We start from the raw sequence: 25,527 nt of genomic DNA, 5'->3' as shown, positions 1-25,527 counted from the left end.
CGCCGGTCTACTTCAGGTACGCGCCCGCGACCTGCAGCGACCCGGCGCCGGAGCGCTCGCCCGAGACCATGATCGCGAAGGCCTGGTCGCCCCGGTAACCGATGAACCAGCCCGGCCCCTCCGGGCCGTTCGTGCCCACGAGCCCCTTGGCCTTGGTCGAGACGAGGTCGCTGCCGTCGCCCGACGGGGAGACCGTCGAGTCCATCTTCGCGCGCACGGCCTTGAGGATCTTGTCGTCGACGTCGCCGAGAGGCGCGCTGGGCTTCGCCGTCTGCCCCTGCACGACGTAGGGCGCGGTGGTCTTGCCCTTGGCGATCGCGGAGGCGAAGACGGCCATGCCGAAGGGGCTGGCCTTGACGGAGTCGGCGCCGAGCTCGGAGGCGCCGCGCCCGCCGGTACCGGGCAGTTGCGCGGTCGTGGTCTTCACGCCGGTCATCGCGAAGTCGGTGCCCATCCCCAGCGGGGCGAGCAGCTTCGACTGCTTCCCGGCGTCGTTCCCCGCGGCCGCGTTGACCTCGCTGTACAGGGGCTCCAGCACCGGCCCGGTGGTGGAGAGGCCGTTCAGCGCCCAGTCGGTCGCGATGCCGCTGGCCTGCGTGTTCTGCGCCGCCGCGAGCACGGCGCCGGTCGAGACGGAGAGCACCACCATCGCGGCGGGCTGCCCGAGCTGGACCACGGCGTTCTCGACGTCGAGCTGCACCTTGGGGTCCATCGACGTCCGCAGGTCGGGCCCGGGCGGGCCCTGGAAGCCGACGATCTTGGTGGGCGGCTTCCCGTTCGTGAGCAGCTGCACCTCCCAGCCGGCGGTCTCGTCGCGGTTCGCCTGCCAGGCGCCCTTGATGCCCTCGAAGAGCGGGGAGAAGAGCTGCCGGTTCGCGATGAGCAGGTCGCCGGCGGGGGTGTCCTGCAGGCCGGGGACGGCGGTGAGGGCGTCGCCCAGCACGCCGTAGTCGTCGTCGCGCAGGTCCACGACGGGGACCGGCTTGCCGGGGTCCGCCTTCGCCTTCGCGGCGAGGGAATCGGGCGTGACGAGCGGCGCGACCGGGGAGACGATCTTCGCGACCCGGGTCAGGCTGTCGGTGAGGTTCTTGGTCTTGTTCGGGTCGACCGTGAGCCGGTGCACGGTCCCGGCGAACATCAGCTCCGACTTGTCGGCGGCGAAGACCTTCGGCGGCTTCGCGTCGGTGCGGATCTGCCGGATCGACGTATCGGGGGTGAGGCCGGGCGCGAGCACCGCGGGATCCCACGAGATGCGCCAGCCGATCGACAGCTGCGAGGCGCTGCCCTTGGTGGTGTAGTCCCAGTCGCGGCCGTCGCCGAAGTTCCAGTGCGTCTTCACGTCGAACGTCGCGTTGCCGCCCGAGTAGCGCTGCACGTTGGAGGCCTTGACCTCCACGGACTTCGCGTTCATGTCACGCAGCGTGCGGCCGATGACGCCGCCGGCCGCGTCGGGCGAGGAGGTGAAGGCGGCCGCCGCGACGGCCTTCCCCTCGCCGAGCGCGGAGCCGTAGCCGTCGAGCATCTTCTGCACTTCTTCGACGGCGCTGTCGCCGCACGCGGCCAACCCGGAGCCCAGCGCCAGCAGGAGCGCGGAGGCCACCGCCGCGACGCCGTACCGTGTCCGGCCGCTGCGTCTCACGTGGTCTCCTCGCTGCTCATGGTGTGTTCGGCATCCCTGGCCGCGGAGTTTACCGGTCCTCACATGGCATCCTGGGGATATGGATCGGTTGGTTCGCTCATCCGACCGCGCAGCGTCGACGATGCCGGGCGTGCGGTCGCGCCATTGCTTCTCCTTCGGCGACCACTACGATCCGGACAATACGCACCACGGCGTCCTGCTCGCCTGCAACGCCGAGCAGGTCGCGGCGGGTACGGGCTTCGACACGCATCCGCACCGCGCGGTCGAGATCGTCACCTGGGTCCTGTCCGGTTCCCTCGTCCATCAGGACAGCGAGGGACACGCCGGGCTGGTCCATCCGGGCCTCGCGCAGCGGATGAGCGCGGGCACGGGCGTGCTGCACTCCGAGCGCAACGACCGCCCCGACCCCGCGGGCGCCGACGTCCGGTTCGTCCAGATGTGGGTCCTCCCGGACGAGCCGGGCGGCGCACCGTCGTACGAGCAGCACGAGGTCGACGCCGACCTCACCGCGGGCGGGCTGGTCCCCGTCGCGTCCGGCGACCCGGCCCAGGACGCCGCGATCCGGATCGGCAGTCGCGGCGCCACCCTGTTCGCGGCGCGGCTCGCGCCCGGCGACGCCGTCGACCTGCCGGACGCGCCCTTCGGGCACCTCTACCTGGCCGACGGTGCCGTGCTCGCCGAGTCCTCGACGGGGCCCGTCGACCTCGCCGACGGCGACTCACTGCGCACCGTCGGGGACGGACGGCGCGTGACCGCCGGCCCCGCCGGTGCCGAGTTCCTGTTCTGGCGCATGCGCACCCGCCTGGGCGGCTGACCGGCCCCGCCGGGCCGGCTGGCCGGCGCTACGGCAGCGGGCGGTCCGAGGGCACGACCAGGTAGCTCGGCTGCTGCGGGTCGATCACCACGTGCTGCGGCCGGAGCTGCGTCTCCGCGGTCACGGGCCCGACGGTCATCGCCTTGATGAGGTTCAGTGCGAAGACGTCGACCCGCAGCCGGTGCCCGGGCTTGAGCACGGCGCTCACGGCGTGGGTGGCGATGTCGAGCTGCACCACCTGGCCGGGCTTGACCAGCTCCCGGTCGTCGAGGTTGAGCTGGTAGTACGGGGCGGCGTAGTCGCCGCTCGCCGTCCGGATGCTGCGCGACTCGTCGATCTGCCGCAACGACGTGGTGAGCTGGCCCGCACTGATCTTCTCGGACCGGCCGTCGGGGCCGACGTCGGTGACGATCACGCTCCAGTAGGCGTCTCGCGCGTCCTGGGTGGTGTTGAGCCGCAGGTTGATCGGGCCGGAGATCACCGTGGACTTCCCGACCGGTTTCGAGGTGAAGGTGAGGGCGTTCATCTCCGCGACCCGTGTGTCCTTGGTGCAGCCGGTGAAGACGAGCAGCCCGAACATCGCCTGCCCTGTGTCGTTGGAGCACAGCGTCGACAGTCCGGGACCGACGGTGCGGCGGGCCGCGATCTTCGGCGGGGCGGTCTGGAGGCTGTTGTCCGAGAGCGCGGTCGGCGCCGTTCCGGACGGCAGACTGGAGAGGTACATGCGCTGGTACTTCTGCCCCGGCTCGGGGAAGGTGTCGCCCTGCCACCAGCCGCCGCCCATCCGGTGCACGGTGACCGGAGAGTAGTTGTCGATGCCGTTGTCGGCGTCCTTGAGCCACTTGTCGAACCAGGCCTTCTGCAGCACGTCGGCGCGCGTCGGCTGGTTCACGCCGCCCATGTCGCTGGTGACGGTGGCGTGCGCGGCATCGCCCATGATGAGCTTCTTCTTGCTGGTGGGCAGGGAGCTCAGGTCCTTCGGGAGACGCCATTCGGTGTTGGTGAACAGGTCGTTCCAGGCGCCGAGCGCGAACGTCGGCGCAGTGATCTTGTCCAGCGGCGTGCGGTACGCGGCGCGCAACGGCGAATTCTTGTCGATGAGTTGCTTGGTGGTGGGGGTGAGCCCTTCGACCGTGGGCGAGAAGACCCCTGAGAGCAGCTCGGGGAAGAAGACCGCCGGGTTCTGCAGTCGATCCTGCAGCCACTTCCAGTCGAAGGTGCCGTTGAGCAGCGAGCGCAGGTCCGGGATGAACTTGAGGACGTTGACGATGGCGAGCCACGGGCCGATGAAGCCGACCCCGAGGCCGCCGCCCGGGGCGACGATGTCGGCCGCGATGTCGGCGCCCGGCACGACCGGGAACAGCGCCTGCAGACCTTCGGGGTTCTTCGACGCGACCTGGAGCTGGTTGATCGCCGAGTAGGAGACCCCGGACATCCCGAGGCGGCCGTTGGTCCAGTTCTGCTTGCGGACCCAATCGAGCACCTCGACGGTGTCCTTCTGCTCGCGCTGACCGAAGACGTCCCACACGCCCTGCGAGTTGCCGGTACCCCGCACGTCGACCACGACCTGCGTGTACCCGTTCTGCACCAGCTTCTGGTCGACGGTGAAGGTGTTGATCAGACCGCCGTTGAGCACGTTGCGCAGGTCGTCGACGCCGCCGATCGGGGTGCCGGAGAAGTTGAACATGTTGAGGACGCCGACCAGCGCCGGGAACAGCACGGGCACGTTGGTCATCACGGTGGCGATGGTGCTGACGAACTTCGTGTAGGGCGTGACGTTGACGATCGTCGGGGTCTTCGTGGTGATCGCCCGGCCGGAGGCGTCCGCCGGCCGGAAGATGTTGGCCCGCAGCACGGTGCCGTCCGACATGCGGATCGGCACGTCCCACTCCGTGGCCATCTTCGGGTACTGCGTCGGGCCGTCGTGCGAGGCGATCCACTCGGGGTTGATCATGCCCGCGACGCCCGGCCCCGGCTTCCACGGTTCGGCGTTCGATCGTCCGACGAGTCCGGGCACGGTGATCGACGTTCCGATCAGCACGAGCGCCGTGAGCAGCGCGGCCAGCGCCAGCCGCAGTCGCGGGCGGGTCAGCGTCATCGAAGAATCCCCTTTAACTTCTCAGCGTCCCGTCAGAGTAACCCGGATAGCGGTATGGGACACACCGCACGCTAACCGTGTGCTACGCCATAGGGAATACTGACGAGTCAGTTCTCCCACTATGTGAGATCGTCGGCATCGGCTGGCAGGATGGACGGGTGACGACTTCTCCCGCTCTGGACCTCAGCCACGTCGACGCCGGCATCCGCGTGCAGGACGACCTGTTCGGGCACGTCAACGGCGCCTGGCTGGACACGCACGAGATCCCCGCCGACCGTTCCACCGACGGCGCCTTCTACGCGCTCCGCGACGCGGCGGAGGAGACGGTGCGCACGATCGTCGAGGAGTGCGCCGCCGACGCCGACGCGACCGGCGACACGGCGCGGATCGGCGCGCTGTACGCGAGCTTCATGGACACCGACGGCATCGCCGCGGCCGGGCTCGCGCCCCTGGCCGACGAGCTGACGGAGGTCCGGTGGGCGCAGACCCCGTCGGACCTGGTGACCGTCCTCGGGCGCCTGCAGCGCAGCGGCGTCAGCGGGCTGCTCGGCTACTACGTGGACACCGACGCCAAGCGCTCCGACCGCTACCTGGTGAACGTCGTGCAGAGCGGCATCTCGCTCCCCGACGAGGCCTACTACCGCGAGGACCAGTACGCGCCGGTGCGGGAGAAGTTCACGGCGCACGTCGCAGCCACGTTCCGGCTGGCCGCCGAGGTGCTGGAGGGCCTCGTCGCCCCGGGAGAGGAGGACGCCGCCGCCGCGCAGGTCCTCGAATTGGAGACCGCGATCGCCGCCGGGCACTGGGACGTCGTCGCCCGCCGCGACGCCGACAAGGGCTACAACCTGCGCACCTTCGCGGAGCTCTCGGCCGAGGCACCGGGCGTCGCGCCCGCCGCCTGGGTCGCGGCCGTCACCGGCGCGGAGGAGAGCACGGCGTTCGCCGAGGTGAACGTGCGCCAGCCGTCCTTCGCGACGCACGCCGCGAACCTCCTGGTCGACCGGCCGCTGGCGCAGTGGCGCACGTGGCTCGCATGGCGGGTCCTGCACGCGCGCAGCCCCTTCCTCACCGACGCCCTCGTCGACGAGCACTTCGCGTTCTACGGCACGGTGCTGACCGGCACGCCGGAGATCCGGGACCGGTGGAAGCGCGGCGTCACGCTGGTCGAGCAGTACCTGGGCTTCGCCGTGGGCGAGCTGTACACCGCGCGGCACTTCCCCGCGGACTCCAAGGAGCGCATGCAGGCCCTCGTCGCCGACCTGGTGGAGGCCTACCGCCGCCGGATCACGGACCTGCCGTGGATGACGCCGGCCACGCGCGAGCGCGCGCTGGAGAAGCTGGGCAAGTTCACCCCGAAGATCGGTTACCCGGACGTCTCCCGCGACTACTCGGCGCTGGAGGTCCGCCGCGACGACCTGGTGGGCAACCTGCGCCGCGGCGAGGCCTTCGAGCACGACCGCGAGTTCGCGAAGATCGGCGCTCCCGTGGACCGCGACGAGTGGTTCATGACGCCGCAGACCGTCAACGCGTACTACAACCCCGGCATGAACGAGATCGTCTTCCCGGCCGCGATCCTGCAGCCGCCGTTCTTCTCCCCCACCGCCGACGACGCCGTGAACTACGGCGGCATCGGTGCCGTGATCGGGCACGAGATCGGCCACGGCTTCGACGATCAGGGCGCGAAGTACGACGGTGACGGCAACCTCGAGGACTGGTGGACCGACGCCGACCGCGAGGAGTTCGGCAAGCGCACCACGGCGCTCATCGAGCAGTACGACGCGCTCGTGCCGCGGGAGCTGGCGGGCGAGCCGGGCGGTTCCGAGCACCACGTCAACGGCGGCTTCACCGTGGGCGAGAACATCGGCGACCTCGGGGGCCTCGGCATCGCGCTGGTCGCGTACGCGATCGCGCGGGAGCGCGCCGGCGGCACCGTCGACGACGATGCCACGCGGATCGACGACCTGACCGGCCTGCAGCGGCTGTTCTTCAGCTGGGGCGTGGTGTGGCGCGGCAAGTCGCGGCCCGAGGAGGCGATCCGGCGGCTCGCGATCGACCCGCACTCGCCCGCCGAATTCCGTTGCAATGCCATCGTCTCGAACCTCGACGAGTTCTACACCGCGTTCGGCGTCGATGCCGGGGATCGCCTGTTTTTGGACCGCGACCGCCGCGTCTCGATATGGTGAGAACCGATCAGTAACGACTTTCGAACGACCCGTCCAGCAACCGGCGGATACCCATGATGTGACCCCGTGTCGAAACGGCACGGAGAACGGGTGGCCGTGCACTCACGCAAACAGTCCGGTGAACAACTCCCCTCCGTCCTCGGCGTCGTCCACGAATCACCCGAGGTCCCGCTCGAGGAACTGACCCTGAGCGAGCGGATGGGCGAGATCGCGAGGCTGCTGCGGGAGCAGTCCGGGGACTCGGAATCGCTGCTGACGGCCGCCACGCAGTTCGCGGTCGACCAGGTGCCGGGCGCGGACTTCGCCTGCGTGACGCTCGTCGATCCCAAGGGCGGCATCTCGCACCCCGTGGTGATCGGCGAGGAGGCGCAGCGCGTCGCCGATGTGCAGCGCGACCTGGAGGAGGGCCCCAGCGTGGGCGCGACCTTCGAGTCGACGACGATCCTGCTGCTCGAGGACACCGCCACCGACGACCGCTGGCCGCGCTTCGCCGCGGCCGCGAAGTCCGCCGGCGTCGGATCGATCCTCTCGTTCTGCCTGTACGTGCAGAACGACGCCTACGGCACGCTCGACCTCATGGCGCGCGAGGCGCACGCCTTCGACGCCGAGTCCATCTCGATCGGGTCGCTCTACGCCGTGCACGCTGCGGTCGCCTTCTCCGCGGTGCGGGAGAAGGAGCAGATCCGCGCCGCCCTGACCACGCGCGACGTGATCGGCCAGGCCAAGGGCATGATCATGGAGCGGTACAAGCTCGACTCCGACGCCGCCTTCCGCCTCCTCGCCCGCCTCTCGCAGGACAGCAACGTCCGCCTCGCCGAGGTCGCCGAGCAGGTCATCGAGGCCGGGCCCGAGTAGCCCGACGGTCCGCCGGGGACGGGAGGTCCGTGGTCGGCTCGCCGTGAGCGCCGCCAGGGGAATGCGCTCGCGCGCATCTGCGCCCCCCCCCGCCGGGTGGCCCGCACGGGGTGGTTCCGGGTTCGAATTGCGACGATTCCCACCCGCTGTTCATATCGCAAAACCTCGTCTGGTGTGATTGTCTGTCGTCGGCGTAGAGACGAACACGGGTTCACCTCGATTCATCGCCGGGAACGTCTCACGAGAAGAGGGAGATCATGTCCACCAGTCCCACGAACAACCCCAATGCCCAGGGCGGCCCGCTCGGGCCCGGGCAGTCGATCTTCGACGAGGTGCGCGGTTTCGCCGCCGACGTCGCCAAGCGCTCCTGGCAGACGGCGATCGGCGTCGGCGCCGTGGCCGCGATCCTCGGCATCGTTCTGCTCGCCTGGCCGCAGCCGACGCTGCACGTCGTGGCGATCCTGTTCGCGCTCTACCTGCTCATCACCGGTGTGCTGCAGATCGTCGCGACCTTCGGCGTGCTCTCCTCGCAGAGCTTCTGGTGGCGCCTTCTGACCTTCCTGACCGGTGCGGTCTCGATCGTGCTGGCCGTCGTCGCCTTCCGTAACGTGGTCGAGTCGCTGGTGATGCTCGCCATCTGGATCGGTGTGGGCTGGATCTTCCGCGGCATCGCGGGCCTGTCGCTGTACACCGACTTCCCGAAGGGCGCCCCCGGCAAGGTGTGGGGCATCATCCTGTCGATCATCTCCATCGCCGCCGGCGCCTTCGTGGTCATCTACCCGTACGACTCGATCCCGTCGCTGGTGCTGGCCACCGGCATCGTGCTGATCGTGCTCGGCCTGGTCGAGATCTTCCACGGCATCCAGATCCGCTCCACCATCAACCGCATCCGCCCGCAGGTCTAGTCCGGACCCGCGGAGCAGCCGGCCTCGCTCCCGGCAGACGAAAGGGCCGGCACCGTCTTCTCGACGGTGCCGGCCCTTTCGGTGTTCACGCCGGGTGGCGGTGAGTCCTACTCGTAGGTCTCGCCGGCCTCGGCCTTGGCGACCAGCGAGGCGGGCGGGGTGAACTGCTCGCCGTACTTCGCGGCCAGGGCGTTCGCCTGCGCGACGAAGGCCTTCGGGCCGGTGATGCCCTCGGCCGGCGTGCCCGGGCGGCCCTCGTAGCCGTTGATGTACTGCAGCACGCCACCGGTCCAGGCGGGGAAGCCGATGCCGAAGATCGAGCCGATGTTGGCGTCGGCGACGGAGTCCATGACGCCCTCGTCGAAGCAGCGCACGGTCTCGATCGACTCGATGAAGAGCATGCGCTCCTGCAGCTCGGCGAAGTCCGGCTTCGTCGAACCCGACTTGAAGTGCTCCTGGAAGCCCTTCGAGAGGCCGGTGCGCTTGCCCTCGGCGTAGTCGTAGAAGCCCGCGCCGTCCTTCTTGGACGGGCGGCCGTTCTCGACCATCCAGTCGACCACGGCGAAGGCGCCGTGCTGCGGCACGTCCTTGCCCTCGGCCTTGAGCGCGGTCTCGGTGGCGAGGCGGATCTTCTGCATCAGGGTGAGCGTCAGCTCGTCCGCCAGCTGCAGCGGCGCCGCCGGGTAGCCGGCCTGCTGGCCCGCCTGCTCCAGGTACACCGGGTCGACGCCCTCACCGATGGCCGCGAGGGCCTCGTTGATGAACGTGCCGATGACCCGCGAGGTGAAGAAGCCGCGGCTGTCGTGGACGACGATCGGGGTCTTCTTGATCTGCAGCGTGTAGTCGATGACCTTGGCCAGCACCGCATCCGAGGTCTTGGCGCCACGGATGATCTCCACCAGCGGCATCTTGTCGACCGGCGAGAAGAAGTGGATGCCGATGAAGTCCTCCTGGCGCTTCACACCCTCCGCGAGGATGGTGATCGGCAGCGTCGAGGTGTTCGAGCCCAGGATGGCGTCGGGCTCGACGATGTCCTCGATCTCCTGGAAGACCTTGTTCTTGACCTCGACGGACTCGAACGCGGCCTCGATCACCAGGTCGACGCCCGCGAAGTCCTGCGGGTCGATCGTGGGGGTGATCCGGGCGAGCAGCGCGTCGGACTTCTCCTGCGTGGTGCGGCCCTTGGCCAGCGCCTTCGCCTCGAGCTGCTCGGAGTACGCCTTGCCCCGCTTGGCGGCGTCGAGGTCGATGTCCTTGAGGACGACCTCGATGCCGGCCTTGGCCGAGACGTACGCGATCGCCGCGCCCATCATGCCGGCGCCGATGACGCCGACCTTCTTGGCCGTGTACTTGTCGTAGCCCTCGGGCCGGCTGCCGCCGCCGTTGATGTGCTGCAGGTCGAAGAAGAACGCCTTGATCATGTTCTTCGAGACCTGGCCGGTGGCCAGCTTGGTGAAGTAGCGCGACTCGATCTCGAGGGCGGTGTCGAAGTCGACGTAGGTGCCCTCGAACGCGGCGGCCATGATGGCCTCCGGCGCCGGCATCGGCGCGCCCTTGAGCTGCTTGCGCAGGTTGGCCGGGAAGGCGGGGGCGTTGGGGGCCAGCGTCTTGTCGATCGGCGAGCCGCCGGGGATGCGGTGCCCCTTGACGTCCCAGGGCTGCACGCCGCCCTCGGGGTTGGCCTTGATCCACGCCTTCGCGGCGGGGAGCAGCTCGTCGACGGTGCCGACGACCTCGTTGACCAGGCCGGTCTGCTGCGCCTTGATCGGGTTCATCTGGGTGCCCTGGAGCAGCACGCCCATGAGCGCGCCCTGCAGGCCGAGCATCCGGACGGTGCGGGTGACGCCGCCTCCGCCGGGGAGCAGGCCGAGGCTGACCTCGGGGAGGCCGATCTTGCTGCCCTTGGCGTCCGCGGCGATGCGGTGGTTCGCGGCGAGGGCGATCTCGAGGCCGCCGCCGAGCGCGGCGCCGTTGATGGCGGCCACGACGGGCTTGGGCAGCTTCTCCAGGCGGCGCAGGTCGCGCTTGATCTCCTGGACGTTGTCGAAGACCTGCTGCGCGTCGGCCTTGGTGGCCTTGCGGATCTCGGTCAGGTTGCCGCCGGCGAAGAAGGTCTTCTTCGCGGAGGTGATGACGACACCGGTGATGGACTCGACCTCGGCCTCGAGGCGGTCGACGGTGGCGCGCATGGACGTGCCGTACAGCTCGTTCATGGTGTTCGCGGAGCTGGTCGGGTCGTCCATCGTCAGCGTGACGATGCCGTCGGCGTCCTGCTCCCAGCGGATCATGTTGTCAGACATGTTTCTTCAGTCTCCTGTTGTTCCGGCGGGTCAGACGCGCTCGATGATGGTGGCCGAGCCCATGCCGCCGGCGATGCACAGCGTGATGAGGCCGTAGCGGCCGCCCGTGCGCTCCAGCTCGTCGAGCACGGTGCCCACCAGCATGGCGCCGGTGGCGCCGAGGGGGTGGCCCAGCGCGATGGCGCCGCCGTTGACGTTGACCTGCTCGCGATCGAGCTTGAAGTCCTTCATCCACTTGAGGACCACGGAGGCGAAGGCCTCGTTGAGCTCCCAGACGTCGATGTCGTCCTTGGTCAGGCCGGCCTTGGCGAGCACCTTCTCGGTGGCCGGCGTGGGGCCGGTCAGCATGATCGTCGGGTCGGCGCCGGTCGACGCGGTGGCGACGATGCGGCCGCGCGGGGTCAGGCCGGCCTTCTTGCCGCCGGCCTCGTTGCCCACCAGGACCAGCGCGGCACCGTCGACGATGCCCGAGCTGTTGCCACCGGTGTGGACGTGGTCGATCTTCTCGACGGTGTTGTAGCGCTGCAGCGCGACGGCGTCGAAGCCGCCCATCTCGCCGACCACGGTGAACGCGGGACGCAGCTTGCCGAGGTCCGCGGCGGTGGTGCCGGGGCGACGGTGCTCGTCGTTGTCGAGCACGACGAGGCCGTTCTGGTCCTTGACGGGCACGACGGACTTCGCGAAGCGGCCCTCGTCCCACGCCTTCGCGGCGAGGTCCTGCGACTCGGCGGAGTACTGGTCGACGTCGTCGCGGGAGAAGCCCTCGATCGTCGCGATCAGGTCGGCACCGATGCCCTGGGGCGCGATGTAGTTGTCGTAGCTGTACTGCGGGTCGTAGAACAGGGCGCCGAAGTCGGAGCCCATCGGCACGCGGGACATCGACTCCACGCCACCGGCGAGGACCAGGTCGTCGCCCAGGGCCGAGCCGACCTTCTGCGCGGCGATGTTGGTGGCCTCGAGGCCCGAGGCGCAGAAGCGGTTGATCTGCACGCCCGCGACGGTGTCCGGCAGGCCGGCCACGATCGAAGCGGTGCGGGCGATGTCGGCGCCCTGCTCGCCCACGGGCGAGACGACGCCGAGCACGATGTCGTCGACGGACGCGGGATCGAGCTCCGGGTTGCGGTCCTTGATCTCGTCGATCAGACCGACCACGAGGTCGGTGGGCTTGATGGCGGTCAGCGAGCCGCCCTTGAGCTTGCCACGGGGCGTGCGGATCGCCTCGTAGATGAATGCGTCAGACACTTCGGTCTTCCCGTCCTTTCGAAGAAGGTGTTCCCGGTCCCCGCGGATACCACGGAGCCCGTCACCTCTACAGGCTAACCGCGTGTAGCTTATTTGGAAAGACCGCCAGGTAGATCCTGGTTCAAAACGCCCGTGATGGGCTATTGTGACGTTAATCATGGCAACAGCACCACGTACCGCGGGCACACGCCTGCGCCCCGCCGAGCGGCGCCGACAACTGGTCGACGCCGCCACCGAGCTGTTCCTGGAGCAGGGCTACGGCAAGGTCTCCGTCGCCGACATCGCGCGCGCCGCCGGTATCAGTGGCCCCAGCGTGTACCGGCACTTCCCGGACAAGGAGGCCATCCTCGCCGCTGCCATGCGCTCCGCTGTCGACGAGATGGCCGAGACGACCGCGCGGGTGCTCGCCCGCCCCGGCGCCACCTTCGAGGACCTCTCGTCCGCCGTCTTCGCGATGGCCGTCTCCCGCCCCGGCCCGCTGGCCCTGTGGCGGTGGAACCGCCGGCACCTGACGGCCGAGCAGGCGCGCGAGATGATCGCCGCCAGCGAGGGGGTCCTCGGCTCGTGGACCGAGGTGCTGCGCCGCGATCACCCCGAGCTCACCGACGACGACGCCCGCGTCCTCACGTGGGCGGTGCTCGCCGTCGGCGGCTCGGTGCCGCCCAGCCGCGGCCGCATCGGCATCCGCCGCTACCGCGCCGACCTCGAGGTGATCGCCCGGCGGGTGCTGCGCGCGGCACCGTCGACCGCGCCGGAGCTGCCCGCACCCCCGCCCCGTCGGGCGCCCGTCGTGCGCAGCGACGAGATCCTCGACGCCGCCTCGGAGCTCTTCTTCTCGCGCGGCTACAGCACCGTCAGCATGGACGACATCGGTGCGGCCGTGGGCATCTCGGGCCCCAGCGTGTACGGGCACTTCCCGTCGAAGGGGTCGATCCTGGTGGGCATCGTCGCCCGGGCGCGCGCGGCGCTGGAGATCGGCGTCGTCGGCGCGGCCGGGGTGTCCGACGGCGACCCCCTCGCCGAGTTGCGCGCGCTGGTGCGCTCCTACGCCGCCAACCTGGTCACGTCGACCGACCTCGCCGTCGCCTTCACGGTCGGCCGCGAGGTGGTCATCGAATCCGGCGGCGAGGCGCTGCTCGCCGCGCAGAAGGCCTACGTGGCGCGCTGGGTGGCCCTGCTCTCCGCCGGGTCCGACGGTGCCCTCGACGCCGCCGGCGCCCGCATCGCCGTCGGCGCCGCGATGACCATCGCCAACGACTTCGCCCGCACCCGCCGCCTCCGCGGCCGCCCGCGCTTCCACGACGAGCTCGTCCACCTCGTCGACGCCGCCCTCGGCCTCTGACCCTCCGATCTTCGGTGCGTGTCGGCGACGACACGCCGACGGCCGGCCGCAGGAATCCACCGAAGGTCCGAGCGGCGGACCGTCGGGCTACCAGCCGTTGACGTGCAGGACCGTCTCCAGCGGGGCGCGCTTGGCGGGCTTGAAGTCGGTGCCCTTGGTGTAGGCGACGGGCAGCAGCACGCCCTGCCGGACGGTGGCGGGGATGCCCAGCGCCTCCGCGACCTCGCGCTCGTACTCGAGGTGCAGCGTCGTCCACGCGGACCCGAGGCCGCGCTCGCGCAGCGCGAGTGCGAGGCTCCACGCCGCGGGGAGCAGCGAGCCCCACAGCCCGGCCTGGTTGCCCTGCGGCAGTTCGCCGCCGGGCACGTGGATCGCGCCGATGACGAGCGCGGGGACCTGCTCCATGACCTCGGCGAGGTAGGTGGCGCTGGAGGCCACCTTCTCGGCGGTCTCGAGATCCTTCGGCGGCTTCGCGGCGCGCGCGGCGGCGCCCGCCTCGGCGTAGGCGAAGTAGGACTTGCGGTAGTACTCGGCGACGATCTTCTTGGGCTCGGGATCGGTGAGCACGATCCAGTGCCAGCCCTGCGCGTTGCTGCCCGACGGTGCCTGCAGCGCCACCTCGAGCGCGTCGGTGATCACCTCGAGCGGCACGGGCTTCTCGAGGTCGAGGCGCTTGCGCACCGACCGGGTGGAGGTCAGTACCTCGTCGGCGGACAGGTCCAGGTGCGGGAAGTCGAGTGCCATGCTTCGACCCTAGCGAGCCGGGCTAACGGGCGCGGGCCGAGCCGCTCCCCCGCTTCGCGCGGTCGAGCGTCGCGAGCGACTTCTTCGCTGCGGCGAGCTCGGCCTGCAGCGCCGCGACGCGGTCGGCGGCGGCGTCGCGGGCCGCGGAAAGCACCTCGTCGACGGCGCCCTGCGCCTCCTTGTCGCCGAGCCCGGCCAGCGCCTTGTGCAGGGCGGGCAACGGGATCTCCTGCGCACCCGCGGGTTTCTGGGCGTTTCGCGTCACCTTGAGCGAAGCGGTGTTGTCGGCGCCCACGTACACCGTGATCGCGACGGACCGGGCCGCGCGGGCCGGCGCCCCGGCCGCCGCCTTCGCCGCCGGTGCGGTGTTCGCGGCGGGCTTGGGCGCGGGCTTCGCGGCCGCCTGCTTCGGCGCCCGCTTCACCGGCTTCGGCTGCTTGGTGGCGCGCAGTTCCCGTGCGTCGTAGGGCAACTGGTCGTCGACACCCGTCGGCTTGACGGTGACGACGGCACCGTCGACCTCGACGACCCGGGCGGACGCCCCGGCGTCCAGCCCCAGGCTCGGGACGCCCTCGACGAGGTAGACCAGCGGCTTCTTGCCCTCGGCGAGCGCCGCGGCGTAGCGCGCGAGGTCCTCCGCGGTCAGGGTCTGCTCGGCCATCACTTGACTCCCTTCGTCAGGGCGGGCACCACCGACTGCTCGATCGTGTCGATGGCGAGCGGCCCGCCGTAGAGGAGCGCGTCCACGCCGTTCGTCTTGTCCAGGATGATGATCGGCACGCCGTAGGTCAACGACGACGGGACGCCGTCGAAGCCGCCGTTGCCGCCCGCCGGGTCGGTGCGCGCGACGACCGTCCGGTCCACCTCGCTCGAGTTGACCGCCTTGTAGATGTCGCCGGACGCCAGGTTCAGCCAGGAACCGCTGCCGTCGACGGGGGTCTGCGTCGAGAAGCCCAGCAGTCCCAGCAGTTGGAGCGCGTTCGACGAGCGCGAGGCGAGTTTCGTCGACGTGCCGTCGTAGTGGACGACATCGATCTTCTTGCCCGAGAACTCGGGGTGCGCGGATCGCAGGGCGGTGATGCGGCCCTCGTAGGTCTTCGTCACGGCCGCGGCGCGGTCCTTCGCGCCGAGCGCCTCCGCGATGAAGGCGAGCTGCTGCTGCCACGTCCAGCCGGATTTCCCCTCCTCGGAGACCGCGATCGCGCGGCCGCCCGCGAGCGACTTGAGTTCCTTGACCTTGTCGGCCGCGTCCGGGTCGGTGTCGAGGATCAGGTCGGGCTTGGCCTTCTGGATCACGGACGTGTCCGGGTTGGTCGACGTGCCGGCGCTGGTCACCCCCGACAGCGCGGGCACCCACGACGGCAGTTCGGATTTCGGGCCGTTCGCGCCGGCGACCACCTCGAAGCCGAGCGCGGCGACGAGCTCGGCGTCACCCGCGCCGAGGGCGACGATGCGCTGCGGCCGGTCGGTGAGCTCCGTGGTGCCGTTGACGTCCGTGACGGTGCGGGCGCTCCACGCGTCGAGCGCGGGAGGGCCGTCGTCATCGCCACCGCCGCCGAAGACGACGATGCCCAGGACCGCCGCCAGGATCACGACGAGCGCGGCGGCTCCGCCGATCAGCAGCTTCTTCCGGTTCGACGACGCCGGCCCGCCCTGCACCGGCATCGACGGCGAGCTCGGCCCCATCGGGCCACCCGGACCGGCCGGTCCTCCGGGGCCGCGCGGCGGGCCCATCTGCCCGACGGGGCCGAGCAGCCCCGTCGGCGCGCCGGGCGGCAGGCTCTGCTGCCCGGGCAGGGGCTGGTTGTATCCGGTGGCGAGCGCCGGATTCGACGGCGTCCCCTGCCAATTGACGCCCTGCGGCGCCGTGGGCGGCGCGATACCCGCGGCGCCCGACATGCGGCGCGCGGCCGCGGCCAGCGCATCGGCGAACTCGCCCGCACTGTTGAACCGGTCCGCGGGGTTCTTCGCCATCGCCCGGGCGAGGACGTGGTCGATCTCCGGCGACAGGTCGGGCCGCTTGAGCCGGATGCTGGGCGGGTTCTGGCTGATGTGCGCCAGCATGAGCTGGCCCGAGATTGTGGTGGCGAACGGCGGCGCTCCGGTCAGCAGCACCACGGTGGCGCAGGCGAGCGAGTACACGTCGGCGCGGTGGTCGACGGGGTGCCCGAGCAGCGCCTCGGGCGCGGTGTAGGCGAGCGTGCCGACGACGGTGCCCGCCTGCGTGTTCTGCCCGACGTCGGTCTGGGCGGCGCCGATCCCGAAGTCGGCGAGCTTGACCTGTTCGCCGCGGCGGCCGCGGTCGACGAGGAAGTTGGCGGGCTTGACGTCGCGGTGGAGGATGCCGTGCTGGTGGGCGTAGTCGAGGGCGTCGGCGACCTGCTCGACGACGCCGACGGTGCGGTCCAGGCTGAACGGCCCCTCCCGCTGCACGCTCTCGGCGAGGTTGCCGCCCTCCACCAGCTCCATCGCGATCCAGAGGTGCCCGTCGGACTCGCCGCGGTCGTAGACGTCGACGATGTGCGGGTGCTTGAGCCCGGCGATCAGGTCGGCCTCGCGGTCGAACCGCGCGCGCACCGACGGATCGGCGGAGAGCTGGCTCTGCAGTACCTTGAGCGCGACGGACCGCGGCAGCGTGCGGTGCCGCACGCGGTACACCGTGCCCATGCCTCCGGTACCGAGGACCGACTCGATCACGTACCCCGCGATCGATTCACCGGGTTCCGACGCCACGAACACACCTCCGCTCCTGTACGTGTACAGCGGTATGAATCTACCGCGACGCAGGTTGCGCGCTGCTTAACGTGAAGTTGGCGGCTCGTCCGAGGGCGGTCGCTCGCCCGTCTTGCCCCACCGGGGCGCGCTCGGCGGCTGCAGCGGACGGCGCCGCGGGCCGCGGTCGCCCCCGCCCTGATCGGGCCGTACCCACCGGTCCCCGCCCTGTTTGCGCGGGGCGCCGGTGCCCCGCTCGTAGGGCGGCGGGGGCTGCGGCCGCACCGGCCGCGTCGGGCGCTGCGGCGGCGCGGGCGTCGGCGCGGGGTACTGCGGGCCCGGCTGCGGCGGCACCGCCTGCTGCGGTGGGACCGCCTGCGGGACCGGAACGCCGGGGGCCGCCGTGTGGGCGCCCGGGCCCTGCGCGGCGGGCGCCGGATGGGGCACGCCCTGCGGCTGCGGCGGCTGCGCGTGCCGGCCCCCGGGGCGGGCCGGGGCCTGCGGAACGGGTGCCTGCGGTACGGGCCGCTGCGCGGCCGAATGCGAGCCGGTCGAACCGGGCGCCAAGCGCGGCGGCGCCGGCACCTGGCGCGGCAGGCGCTGCGCGGGTTGCTGCGGCGATGCGGCCGTGATCGGCTGCGCCTGCACGTCGCAGTAGCGCAGCTCCTCGTCGGTGGGATTGAGGACCACGTCGAAGGGCGCCCGGCGACCGATCCGCACGCGCACCGCCGACGGGGAGACCTGCTCGACGATGAGGTCGGCGTTCGCCCGCTGCGGCGCGCTGCCCGGATCCCGCAGGGTGAGCATGGTGCGCTCGGGTACGGCATCGGCGTCGGCACCGTCGAAGACGGTGATGTCGGCCGGGCGTCCCCCCGGACCGTCGGCGATGCGGAATCGCGCCGGGTCGGCGAGCGTGGCGGCGAGCGTGGCCCACTGGGCGGGCCGGTCCGTGTGCACGGCGACCGAAGCGCCGGCGCCCACCGAACGCAGCAGCACGAGTTGCAGCGGGATCAGCTCGGTCGCGAACTCCACGACGAGCGTCTCGGGGACGGGCGAACCGTCGAAGAGGGGCAGCGCCACGGCGTCGGTGCCGGAGACGCCCCAGACGGGACCCGCCGGTCCGACGGGGATCTCGACGGCGCCGAGGCCGTCGAGCGGGGTGGACGGCAGGTCGACGATGCTGGAGCCGCCGCCGGGCAGCGTGGCACGCGCGAGCTCCAGCTGGCGGCCGGGCACGGGCACGAGCGCGTCGTCGAGGTTGTCGACGATCGGCACCGCGGTGTCGTAGCGGACCAGCCCGCTGATCTCCACCGGAGCCTGCGCATCGGCCTTGCGCATCCGCAGCACCACGGAGGTGCTGTCGCTGTCGAGCCCCCACCAGCGGTCGAGCTTCTCGGTGGAGGTGCGCACCGGGTCGACGAGGTAGGTGGTGGCGAACTCGGCGCCGTACTCGAGGTTCTGCCAGTTCTCGGTGCCGCCGAGCGGGTCCGCTCCGAAGGTCATGCGCGAATCCAGCAGGGCGAGTTCCGCGGCCGGCAGTACGCGGGCGCGGATCAGGCGCTCCTGCAGGCGCTGCTCGAGGCGCCGGGTCGCGGCCATGAGGGCCTGGGGGCCCGCCGTGCGCGACGGTCCGCGGCGCACGATGCCCTCGAGGTTGCGGCGGGTGTTCACCCGCAGGATCAGCCAGGTGGACCGCTCGGCCATCGCGGCGTAGAAGCGGACGCCCTGCGAGTAGGACGCGCGGTAGGCGGGGCCGGGCGGCACGCGGCGGCCGGCCGAGGCCACGTCGATGTCGACGTCGAGGCCGTACTGCGTCATCATCGTCGCGAGCAGGTCCAGCGGCACCGTCTCCGCGGCGAAGGCGCGGCCCTCGCGCAGGCGCGTCTCGGCGGGATCGGCGGTGAGCTCGATCGCCGAGACCAGCTCGAAGCCGTCGCCCTGCCGGACCCCGACCCCGTCGACGTCGATCACGCGACCGGGGATGCCTCCGGATGCACGCCGCCGGCGACGGACGTACCGGTACCGGGCGCCGATCTTCTCGCTGAGCACCGTGCCGTGCACCGAGACGAAGGCGACCAGCGCGCCGACGACGATGAGTGCGATCACCGCCCACAGCGGCCAGCGACCGCCGACCAGAGCGACCAGGCTCGCGGACAGCACCGCCCAGATCAGGGCGCGGCGCAACGAGATCCGGATGCCCACCGGGCGGCGCAGGCGCGCGATCGCGGGGTGCGTCGGGACCGCAGCGGCCGCCGGGGCGTCGGTCGGGACGCGCGTCGGGGCTCCCGTCGTCAGGGTCTCCGTCATCACGACCTCCGCTTCCGACCGGGCCGCGTCAGCGCGACCACGCCGCCGATCACCACGAGCACCACCGCGCCGGCACCGGCCACGATGGCGGCGGTGCGCCGCGGCCGGGTGTCGGGATCCGGCGGGGGCGGCGGGACCAGCAGCTTCTCCACCGACTGCGGGTCGATGTCCGCATCGATGTCGGGCACCTTCGCGGTGAGCGCAGCCACCGGGTCGATGAGCCCGCGGCCCACCTTGTTGTCCGTGCCGCGGCCGGGCGCGTGCGCCGTGGCGACGAGCCGCGCCGCCGCCTGGGTCGCCGACAGCTGCGGGTACCGCGAGCGCACCAGGGCCGCGGCGCCGGCGGCGTAGGCCGCCGCGAACTCGGGCCCGGCGAAGGGCATGAGAGTCCGTTCGAAGGGGGCGCCGTTGACCACGCCGTCGCCGCCGCGCGAGCTCAGCGAGACGATGCCCGCTCCGGGCGCGGACACGTCGAGCCACGGGCCGTTGAGCGAGCCCGGCAGGGGCGTGCCCTCGGCGGTGGTGGCGCCGACCGAGAGCACCTGCCCGTCGAACCAGTTGGGGGTCGCGACGGTGGTCACCTGCCGCCAGCCGCGCGGATCGTCGGGCTGGCCGGGGTCCGGATCGGGATTGGCCTTGCACTCGTTCGCGCCGACGGTGCCGCCCTGCCGGTCCGTCGCACCCGCGCCGACCACGACCAGCGCGTCCTTGGCGCGCAGCGCGTAGGCGACGGCGCCGCCGATCTCGCGCTGCCGGAACTGGTTGTCGGCGGCCATGCACACCGGCTCGGGCACGACGATGACCCGGGCGCCGCGGTTGGCGGCGCGCACGATGGCGCGGGCGATGCTGCGGGCGTTCACCGCGGCCCGGCCCAGGTTGGGGTCGGCGTCGTCCGCGGGGGTGTTCTGCAGGGAGAAGCCCGCGGAATCGACGCGGATCGAGAGGATCCGCGCGTCCGGGGCCACGCCCACGACACCATCGCCCGCCGCCGGCTGCGCGCCGATGATGCCCGCGACGAGCGTGCCCGTCGAATCGCAGTCCACGAGGCCGCGGTCCCCGGCCACCATGTTGTCGCCGGCACCGTCGAGGCCGCGCAGGCGCGCCTGCGGCCGTACGCCCGTGCTCAGCACCGCGACGGTGACCCCCGCACCGGTGGAGAACGTGTGCGCCTCGTCGATCCGCAGCGTGTTCGCCGGCGCGGGAGCCGCCGCGAGGTTCGAGTTCGGCAGGACCCCGGGCTCGACGCACCGCGGGTTGTTGAAGCGCAGCGGGCGCTCGGGGCCGTCGGTGTCGGGCGGCGCGCCGCCGATGTCGGCGACGGGCGGCACCACCGCGCCGGAGACGGCCGGAGCCCAGGCACCGGCCACGACGACGGTGGCGGAGACGGCCGCGATCGCGGCCGCCCTCGGGAAACGGAGCACGGACCCCAGCCCCTCTACTTCAGGAACGACAGGTCGAGTTCGCGCATCGCCGCGAACAGGCGGGTGCACCACAGCGCGAGCAGGACGACCGCGAAGATCGCCAGCTTCTCGCCGGCCTCGATGCGGCCGAGGAGCCGCGCCGAGAGCGGGCGGCCGTGGCCGCCGCGGTCGGTGGAGACGCGGTCCGCGAGGAGCAGGCCGCCCGCGCCGAAGCTCGCGAGCACCGCGGCGCTGAGCACGATCACGACGAGCCGGCCGAGATCCGAGTCGAGCGCACCGACGAGGACGACCGCGAGGCCCGCCGCGATGACGAAGCCCGCCACGAAGAAGACCGTGGCGTGCACCCGGTCGTCGAGGGTCCGGCCGCGCAGCACGCAGATCACCGAGGTCAGGGCGGCGATCGCCACCTCGCCCCAGAAGTAGTGGCTGTGCGGCACGATCACGGTCAGCGACGAGACCACGAGGATCCCCGCGATCGCGACGTAGAAGCCGGTGAGCAGCTTGGCCGCAGTGCGGGCCTTGCGCTCGAGACCGGTGTTCTCCTGCGCGCGCGCCAGCTCGGTGGTGCTCTCGTCGTCGAAGGTGTCGACGTGGTACGCCGCGTCGAGCTCGCTGCGGTCGATGTCCTCGCCGGGCGGCGGGAGCGGATCCGGCCGCACGCGGGCGAGCATGAGGGCCCACCCCTGCGCCCAGTTCGCCAGCAGGAGACCGCCGATCACGCCGATCGCGGGAATCGCGGGCCGGCCGAGCGGGGTGTACGCGAACAGCGCGCTCGCGACCACGGCGGCCGCGGCCGTGAGGCCGAGCGCGGCCAGCACCGTCGCGCCCAGGCCGCTCGCGCGGCCGAGCACGACGACGCCGATGAGCGCGAAGATCGAACCCGTGAGGACGTTCGCGGCGGTGAACGCACCGTCGACCCCGCCGTCCGGGGGGATGAGCACGAACCCGGCCGAGAAGAGCACGGGCACCGCGGCCAACTGCAGGGCGTAGGCGACCTGCGGGGCGCGGTACTGCCGGTCCGCCGACAGCGCGGCGAGGACCACGGCGATCGACGCGAGCGCCGCCACCGGGAACCACCACAGCACGCTGGAGTGCGCGAACCAGGCGAGCAGGACGAGCGCGGCGAAGACCGTCGCGCCGAGCACCAGCGCGAGCAGGCCCAGCGCGCGGGCCGTCGCCGACTCGAACCGGCGGAAGCGCTGCCGGCAGAACTCCTGGATCGCGTCGGCGGTGCTCTCGATGAGCGGGCGGAAGGTCTGCGCCGAGAAGGTCTCGGCGAGGATCAGCCGGTCGCCGTCGAGGACGCCGGCGTCGGCGAGCGACTTGTCGCGGGGCAGCGGGGTGCCGCCCTCACGGGCGAACGTCCAGGCACCGGTCGTCGCGAAGTCGTGGTCCGGGAAGATCTGCTCCAGCCCTGGGATCACGGAGTCCATCACGACGGACAGCCGCCGGCGGGCCAACAGGCTCCGCTCGACCGAGTTCTCGCCGACCTCGACCAGGACGCGCACCTGTTCGGGGACGGCGGATCGCCCGGGGCCCGCGTTGTCGGTTCCGGCGGGCTCCGGGGTGATCGGGAAGACCATCTGGCGTCAGCGTCCCTCTGTCGTGCGCACCTGCTGCAGCTCGGCGAGCTTCTGGGCGGCCGGCGGCTCGTACCCCGAGTTGAAGCCGTCCGCCAGATCCGCGGCCAACTCCTCGAAGGCGCGGACCGTGCGCTTGCGGAGCAGTGCCACGTCGATCGGCTGGTCCGAGTCGAGGTGCGGGTCGTACGGGATCTCGTGCACGCGGAGCTTCTGCCCGGCGCGGAAGAGCTCGTCGAACTGCTCGACCGAGACGCTGCCCCGACGCTTGGTGTGGTTGATGACCACGATGGTGTTCGCCAACAGGCCGTGCCAGCCGTGGTGGCGCAGCCAGTCGATCGTCGCGGCCACCTTGCGGACGCCGCGGGTGGTGGCCGAGGCGGGCAGGATCAGCGCCGAGGAGATCTCCAGCACGCCGGTCCCCGTCTGGGTCTGCAGGCCGCGGCCGGCGTCGACCAGCGCGAGGCTGTAGTGCGGGCGGAAGATCGAGTACAGGTCCAGGACGTCGTCGTAGTCGGTGACGTCGCGGCCGTTGAAGCGCCAGGGCGTGGGCAGCACGTGCAGGTTCGTCGCCGTCACGGCGAGGTGCTTGTCCACCTGGTTGCGGTCCGACAGGTCGCTCTGCTGGATCAGCGTGCGCGCCGTCGAGCCGCCCTGGTGCCACGCGGTCACCTGGTCGAGGTCGCCGCCGTCGGGATCGAGATCGAGCGCGACCACGTTGTCGGCGCGGGTCTGCTCGAGGATCTGGCCGAGCACGCCCACGAGCAGGGTGCCGCCGGCGTTGTCGGCGAAGACGCTGGTCACGTGGAACTTGTTCTTCGGGACGCGAATGCGGTGCACCAGCTCCGCATGCTCCTGGTCGTTCGCGCTGGGCCCCACGTCGAGGCCCATCTTGCGCAGCCAGGCGCGCCAGCCGGACACGCGCACGGCCGCGTCCGAGAACCGGATCTGCTGGTTGAAGGACGACGAGGCGGTCGACATCGGCGCGGCCAGCGACTCGCCCATCGGGCGCATCGGGGCCTGCTGGTGCTGCGGCACCATCGGGGCGGGCGCCCCCTGCACGGGCGCGGGCGCCTGGCCGAAGGGCTGCGGCGTGGCCGGCCGGTGGATCTGGCCGGACGGCTGCGCGGCCTGGAACTGGCCGGTGGGCGGGACGCCCTGGAACGGGGCCTGCGCGGCCTGGCCGTTCTGCGCCGCGGCGGGCACGAAGCCGTTCTGGCCGCCCTGCCACTGCTGCTGCGGCTGCGGCACGGGGGCCGGGGCCGGCACTGGCTTGGCCGCCTGGGGGGTCGACGGTGTCGCGGGCGCGTCGGCCTTGGGGGCGTCGTCCTTCGACGCGACGTCCTTGGGGGCGTCCGGCTTCGGGGCGTCCGCCTTCGGGAGATCGGACGTCGCGGCATCGCCCTTCGGGGCGTCGGCCTCGTCGTCGACGACGGCCGGCTGCTCGGCGGTGGGGCGCTCGTCCGCGGCGACGATCACCGGCGTGGTGGCGGGCGCGGTGGGCACAGCGGCGGATCCGTCGAGGTCATCGACCGCGGGGAGCTCCGGCTCCTCCCACTCGGCGCTCACGGGCTCGGAGAGCGGGCCGCCCGTGGGGACGGACGGTCGCACCACGGGGACGGCGGCGTCGGTCGAAGGCAGGATCGCCGCGTCCGCGTCGCTCTCACCCTGACTGTTTTGCGGTACAAAAGGCACCCGAACGTTAGTGGCTGCGTCGCTCATGGACTGCACCTCTCTTGCTGGAAGAATCTTTTGCAGACTAATACACACCCAGGTCAGACGCCTAGTCAGTGTGAGCTTTCAGTTTGATGTATCGAACCATCCGCGGCATCCGCGCCGCTCGACGAGCGCGGTGATCCCCTCGGCGAACCGCCGCCGGGTGCCGGGACTGAGGGTCACGTCGAGCACCCCCTGCGAGCCGCGCTCGGTGGTCGACAGGACCCGGCCGGCGACCGTGTCCATCACCCCGACGGCCCACGCCGCCTGCGTGCGAACACCACTGGAATCCGAACGGTGATAAACGATTTCAGCCCTGCGACCCGTGTACCGTGCGGCATCGAGGAGCACGTCGATCGTCTGCTGGGACAGGTCGTGCTCGCGCAGCCGGCTGCGCACCTCGCGCTCGCCACGCGCGCCCGTGACCTGCGGATCGAAGCTCGCGACGATCTCCGCCAGCTCGCCCTCGTCGACGGTGAGGGACTCGAAGTCCGCGGGATCGCGCGCGCCGAGAACCCGCCACAGGGGTTCGACTACCGTCGATTCGAAGTCCTCGCGGTCGGTGCGGAAGCCCTGGACGGTGAACTGCTCGTCGTTGCGGAAGGCGACGACCACCAGCTCCTCCCGCCGCACGACCGCCCCGCGGAGCACCGCGTCACCGTCGAAGACGCGGATCGCGACCTCGGCGGCCGGCGCCTGCAGGGCGCGCAGCCACTGCCCGACCTGCGGATCGACCGATCCGGTGGCATCCACCAGGCCGGCGTCGATCAGCCCGGGCAGGACGGCCAGGTCCACGACCAGCTGGTCGTCGGGCCGGTAGACATTGGGGTGCACCGCCAGGACCACCGGCGCCAGCTCGCTGACGTCCGAGAGCCGCATCAGCAGCAACAGCTCATCGATGTCGGCGGCGAACGCGGACAACTTCGCCGCGGGGCCGTCGGTCAACGCGGCCATGCGCCCCTCCTCTTCCGACGCGGCCCGGCCTCCGCACGCGCGGTGGCCGGGCCTCGTCCTCGTCGTTCTAGATCCCGTAGAGGCCCGCGGCCTGCGCCTGGCCGGCCTGGTGGATCGCGGCAGCCGTCTGCAGGTTCACGCCGGTCTTACGGATCGCCATGGCCAGGTTCTCGTTGGCCTTCAGGCAGATCTCGTGGACGTGCTGGTAGCTCTCCTGGTCGACGCCCACCCAGTTGCACGCGTTGAGGTTCGCGGTGTTGTTGGCGGTCAGCTCGGCGATGTTCGCATCGGCGATGGCCGAGGCCTTGGCGAGACCGGCCGAGGTCGCGTCGTAGCTGGCATAGGTGACTGTGATGCGCTCAGCGGAAGTCATGCTGGTTCCCCTTCGGTGTGATCTGCGGTCTAGACGACGTAGCCGGTGAACAGTCCGCCGGCGTCGCCGTCGGTGCTGGTGATGAGGCCGCCGTTGCGGCCCAGCGCCTCGGCCACTGCCTCGAGCTTCTGCTGCTCGGCGTTGCACACGGCGATGAGCTCCTCCATGTGCGCGGTGGCCTTGTTCGCGGTGTCACCGTTGTTGGCGGCGCGGTAGGCCTCCGCCGTGGTGCGGACGAACTTGATGTTGGCGAGGGTCGTCGCAGCGACGTCGTGGGTCTTCGCGGTACCGGCCGCGTGCGACACGGTGTTGAGATCGTAGATCTGCGGGGGCATGAGGGTT

19 protein-coding genes are annotated in these 25,527 nt (G+C 71.5%); 5 read left to right on the top strand and 14 right to left on the bottom strand.

Features of this window, described 5'->3' with window-relative positions; translation table 11 throughout:
- Positions 1-7 precede the first annotated feature (7 nt).
- Positions 8-1,639, bottom strand: a complete 1,632-nt coding sequence (locus BLW32_RS02905) for an NTF2-like N-terminal transpeptidase domain-containing protein (RefSeq protein ID WP_139286037.1) — start codon at positions 1,637-1,639, stop codon at positions 8-10.
- 79 nt (positions 1,640-1,718) lie between these two features.
- Between BLW32_RS02905 and BLW32_RS02900 the strand changes: the two genes are divergently transcribed.
- Positions 1,719-2,453 (top strand): pirin family protein, encoded by a 735-nt coding sequence (locus tag BLW32_RS02900; protein ID WP_068740605.1) that lies wholly within the window; start codon positions 1,719-1,721, stop codon positions 2,451-2,453.
- Positions 2,454-2,481: 28 nt separating this feature from the next.
- Here the strand turns inward: BLW32_RS02900 and BLW32_RS02895 are convergent, their stop codons facing one another.
- Positions 2,482-4,551, bottom strand: coding sequence for a CocE/NonD family hydrolase (locus BLW32_RS02895; RefSeq protein WP_068523448.1), 2,070 nt, complete (start codon positions 4,549-4,551; stop codon positions 2,482-2,484).
- 158 nt (positions 4,552-4,709) lie between these two features.
- On the opposite strand from BLW32_RS02895, the gene BLW32_RS02890 reads away from it, so the two are divergent.
- The 3 genes from BLW32_RS02890 (at position 4,710) to BLW32_RS02880 (ending at position 8,494) form a co-directional block, all read left to right on the top strand.
- Positions 4,710-6,734 carry a M13 family metallopeptidase gene (locus BLW32_RS02890; RefSeq protein ID WP_068740604.1) on the top strand — a complete coding sequence of 675 codons (2,025 nt, stop codon included), beginning with the start codon at positions 4,710-4,712 and terminating at the stop codon, positions 6,732-6,734.
- A 90-nt stretch (positions 6,735-6,824) separates the two neighbouring features.
- Positions 6,825-7,589, top strand: a complete 765-nt coding sequence (locus tag BLW32_RS02885; RefSeq protein ID WP_082791263.1) for a GAF and ANTAR domain-containing protein — start codon at positions 6,825-6,827, stop codon at positions 7,587-7,589.
- Between the two features lie 257 nt (positions 7,590-7,846).
- Positions 7,847-8,494: an HdeD family acid-resistance protein gene (locus tag BLW32_RS02880; RefSeq protein ID WP_068523446.1), complete on the top strand. Its 648-nt coding sequence runs from the start codon at positions 7,847-7,849 to the stop codon at positions 8,492-8,494.
- A 107-nt stretch (positions 8,495-8,601) separates the two neighbouring features.
- Here BLW32_RS02880 and BLW32_RS02875 read toward each other — a convergent pair whose 3' ends face one another.
- Both BLW32_RS02875 and BLW32_RS02870 read right to left on the bottom strand, forming a co-directional pair.
- Complete coding sequence (locus BLW32_RS02875) at positions 8,602-10,794, bottom strand: 3-hydroxyacyl-CoA dehydrogenase NAD-binding domain-containing protein (RefSeq protein ID WP_068740603.1); 2,193 nt, start codon at positions 10,792-10,794, stop codon at positions 8,602-8,604.
- Positions 10,795-10,824: 30 nt separating this feature from the next.
- Positions 10,825-12,036, bottom strand: a complete 1,212-nt coding sequence (locus BLW32_RS02870) for an acetyl-CoA C-acetyltransferase (RefSeq protein WP_068523444.1) — start codon at positions 12,034-12,036, stop codon at positions 10,825-10,827.
- A gap of 157 nt (positions 12,037-12,193) precedes the next feature.
- On the opposite strand from BLW32_RS02870, the gene BLW32_RS02865 reads away from it, so the two are divergent.
- Positions 12,194-13,378: a TetR/AcrR family transcriptional regulator gene (locus BLW32_RS02865; protein WP_068523443.1), complete on the top strand. Its 1,185-nt coding sequence runs from the start codon at positions 12,194-12,196 to the stop codon at positions 13,376-13,378.
- An 87-nt stretch (positions 13,379-13,465) separates the two neighbouring features.
- Here the strand turns inward: BLW32_RS02865 and BLW32_RS02860 are convergent, their stop codons facing one another.
- From BLW32_RS02860 to BLW32_RS02815, 10 genes are all read right to left on the bottom strand, one after another.
- Positions 13,466-14,122, bottom strand: a complete 657-nt coding sequence (locus tag BLW32_RS02860; protein ID WP_068740602.1) for a nitroreductase family protein — start codon at positions 14,120-14,122, stop codon at positions 13,466-13,468.
- A gap of 22 nt (positions 14,123-14,144) precedes the next feature.
- A complete protein-coding gene (locus tag BLW32_RS02855; protein WP_068627037.1) occupies positions 14,145-14,783 on the bottom strand; it encodes a hypothetical protein in 639 nt (212 codons plus the stop codon).
- Positions 14,783-16,855 carry a serine/threonine-protein kinase gene (locus BLW32_RS02850; RefSeq protein ID WP_139286035.1) on the bottom strand — a complete coding sequence of 691 codons (2,073 nt, stop codon included), beginning with the start codon at positions 16,853-16,855 and terminating at the stop codon, positions 14,783-14,785. Before BLW32_RS02850 ends, BLW32_RS02855 begins: the two co-directional genes overlap by 1 nt.
- Before the next feature lie 66 nt (positions 16,856-16,921).
- Positions 16,922-19,141 carry a type VII secretion protein EccE gene (eccE, locus tag BLW32_RS02845; protein ID WP_068740600.1) on the bottom strand — a complete coding sequence of 740 codons (2,220 nt, stop codon included), beginning with the start codon at positions 19,139-19,141 and terminating at the stop codon, positions 16,922-16,924.
- A complete protein-coding gene (gene mycP / locus BLW32_RS02840; protein ID WP_068627035.1) occupies positions 19,141-20,562 on the bottom strand; it encodes a type VII secretion-associated serine protease mycosin in 1,422 nt (473 codons plus the stop codon). Before mycP ends, eccE begins: the two co-directional genes overlap by 1 nt.
- 14 nt (positions 20,563-20,576) lie before the next feature.
- Positions 20,577-22,145, bottom strand: coding sequence for a type VII secretion integral membrane protein EccD (eccD, locus tag BLW32_RS02835; protein ID WP_068523438.1), 1,569 nt, complete (start codon positions 22,143-22,145; stop codon positions 20,577-20,579).
- Between the two features lie 6 nt (positions 22,146-22,151).
- Entirely contained in the window at positions 22,152-23,864 is a 1,713-nt protein-coding gene (locus BLW32_RS02830) for a MinD/ParA family ATP-binding protein (RefSeq protein ID WP_139286033.1), read from the bottom strand.
- Between the two features lie 78 nt (positions 23,865-23,942).
- Positions 23,943-24,812 (bottom strand): ESX secretion-associated protein EspG, encoded by an 870-nt coding sequence (locus tag BLW32_RS02825; protein ID WP_068740598.1) that lies wholly within the window; start codon positions 24,810-24,812, stop codon positions 23,943-23,945.
- A 67-nt stretch (positions 24,813-24,879) separates the two neighbouring features.
- A complete protein-coding gene (locus tag BLW32_RS02820; protein WP_068740597.1) occupies positions 24,880-25,185 on the bottom strand; it encodes a hypothetical protein in 306 nt (101 codons plus the stop codon).
- A 29-nt stretch (positions 25,186-25,214) separates the two neighbouring features.
- Positions 25,215-25,520, bottom strand: coding sequence for a hypothetical protein (locus BLW32_RS02815; protein ID WP_068523434.1), 306 nt, complete (start codon positions 25,518-25,520; stop codon positions 25,215-25,217).
- Positions 25,521-25,527 lie beyond the last annotated feature (7 nt).

This window comes from Tsukamurella tyrosinosolvens, assembly GCF_900104775.1.
GTDB classification, from domain to species: Bacteria; Actinomycetota; Actinomycetes; order Mycobacteriales; family Mycobacteriaceae; genus Tsukamurella; species Tsukamurella tyrosinosolvens.
The sequence above is the reverse complement of the archived record's forward strand: the minus strand, read 5'-3'. Positions and strand labels throughout refer to the sequence as shown.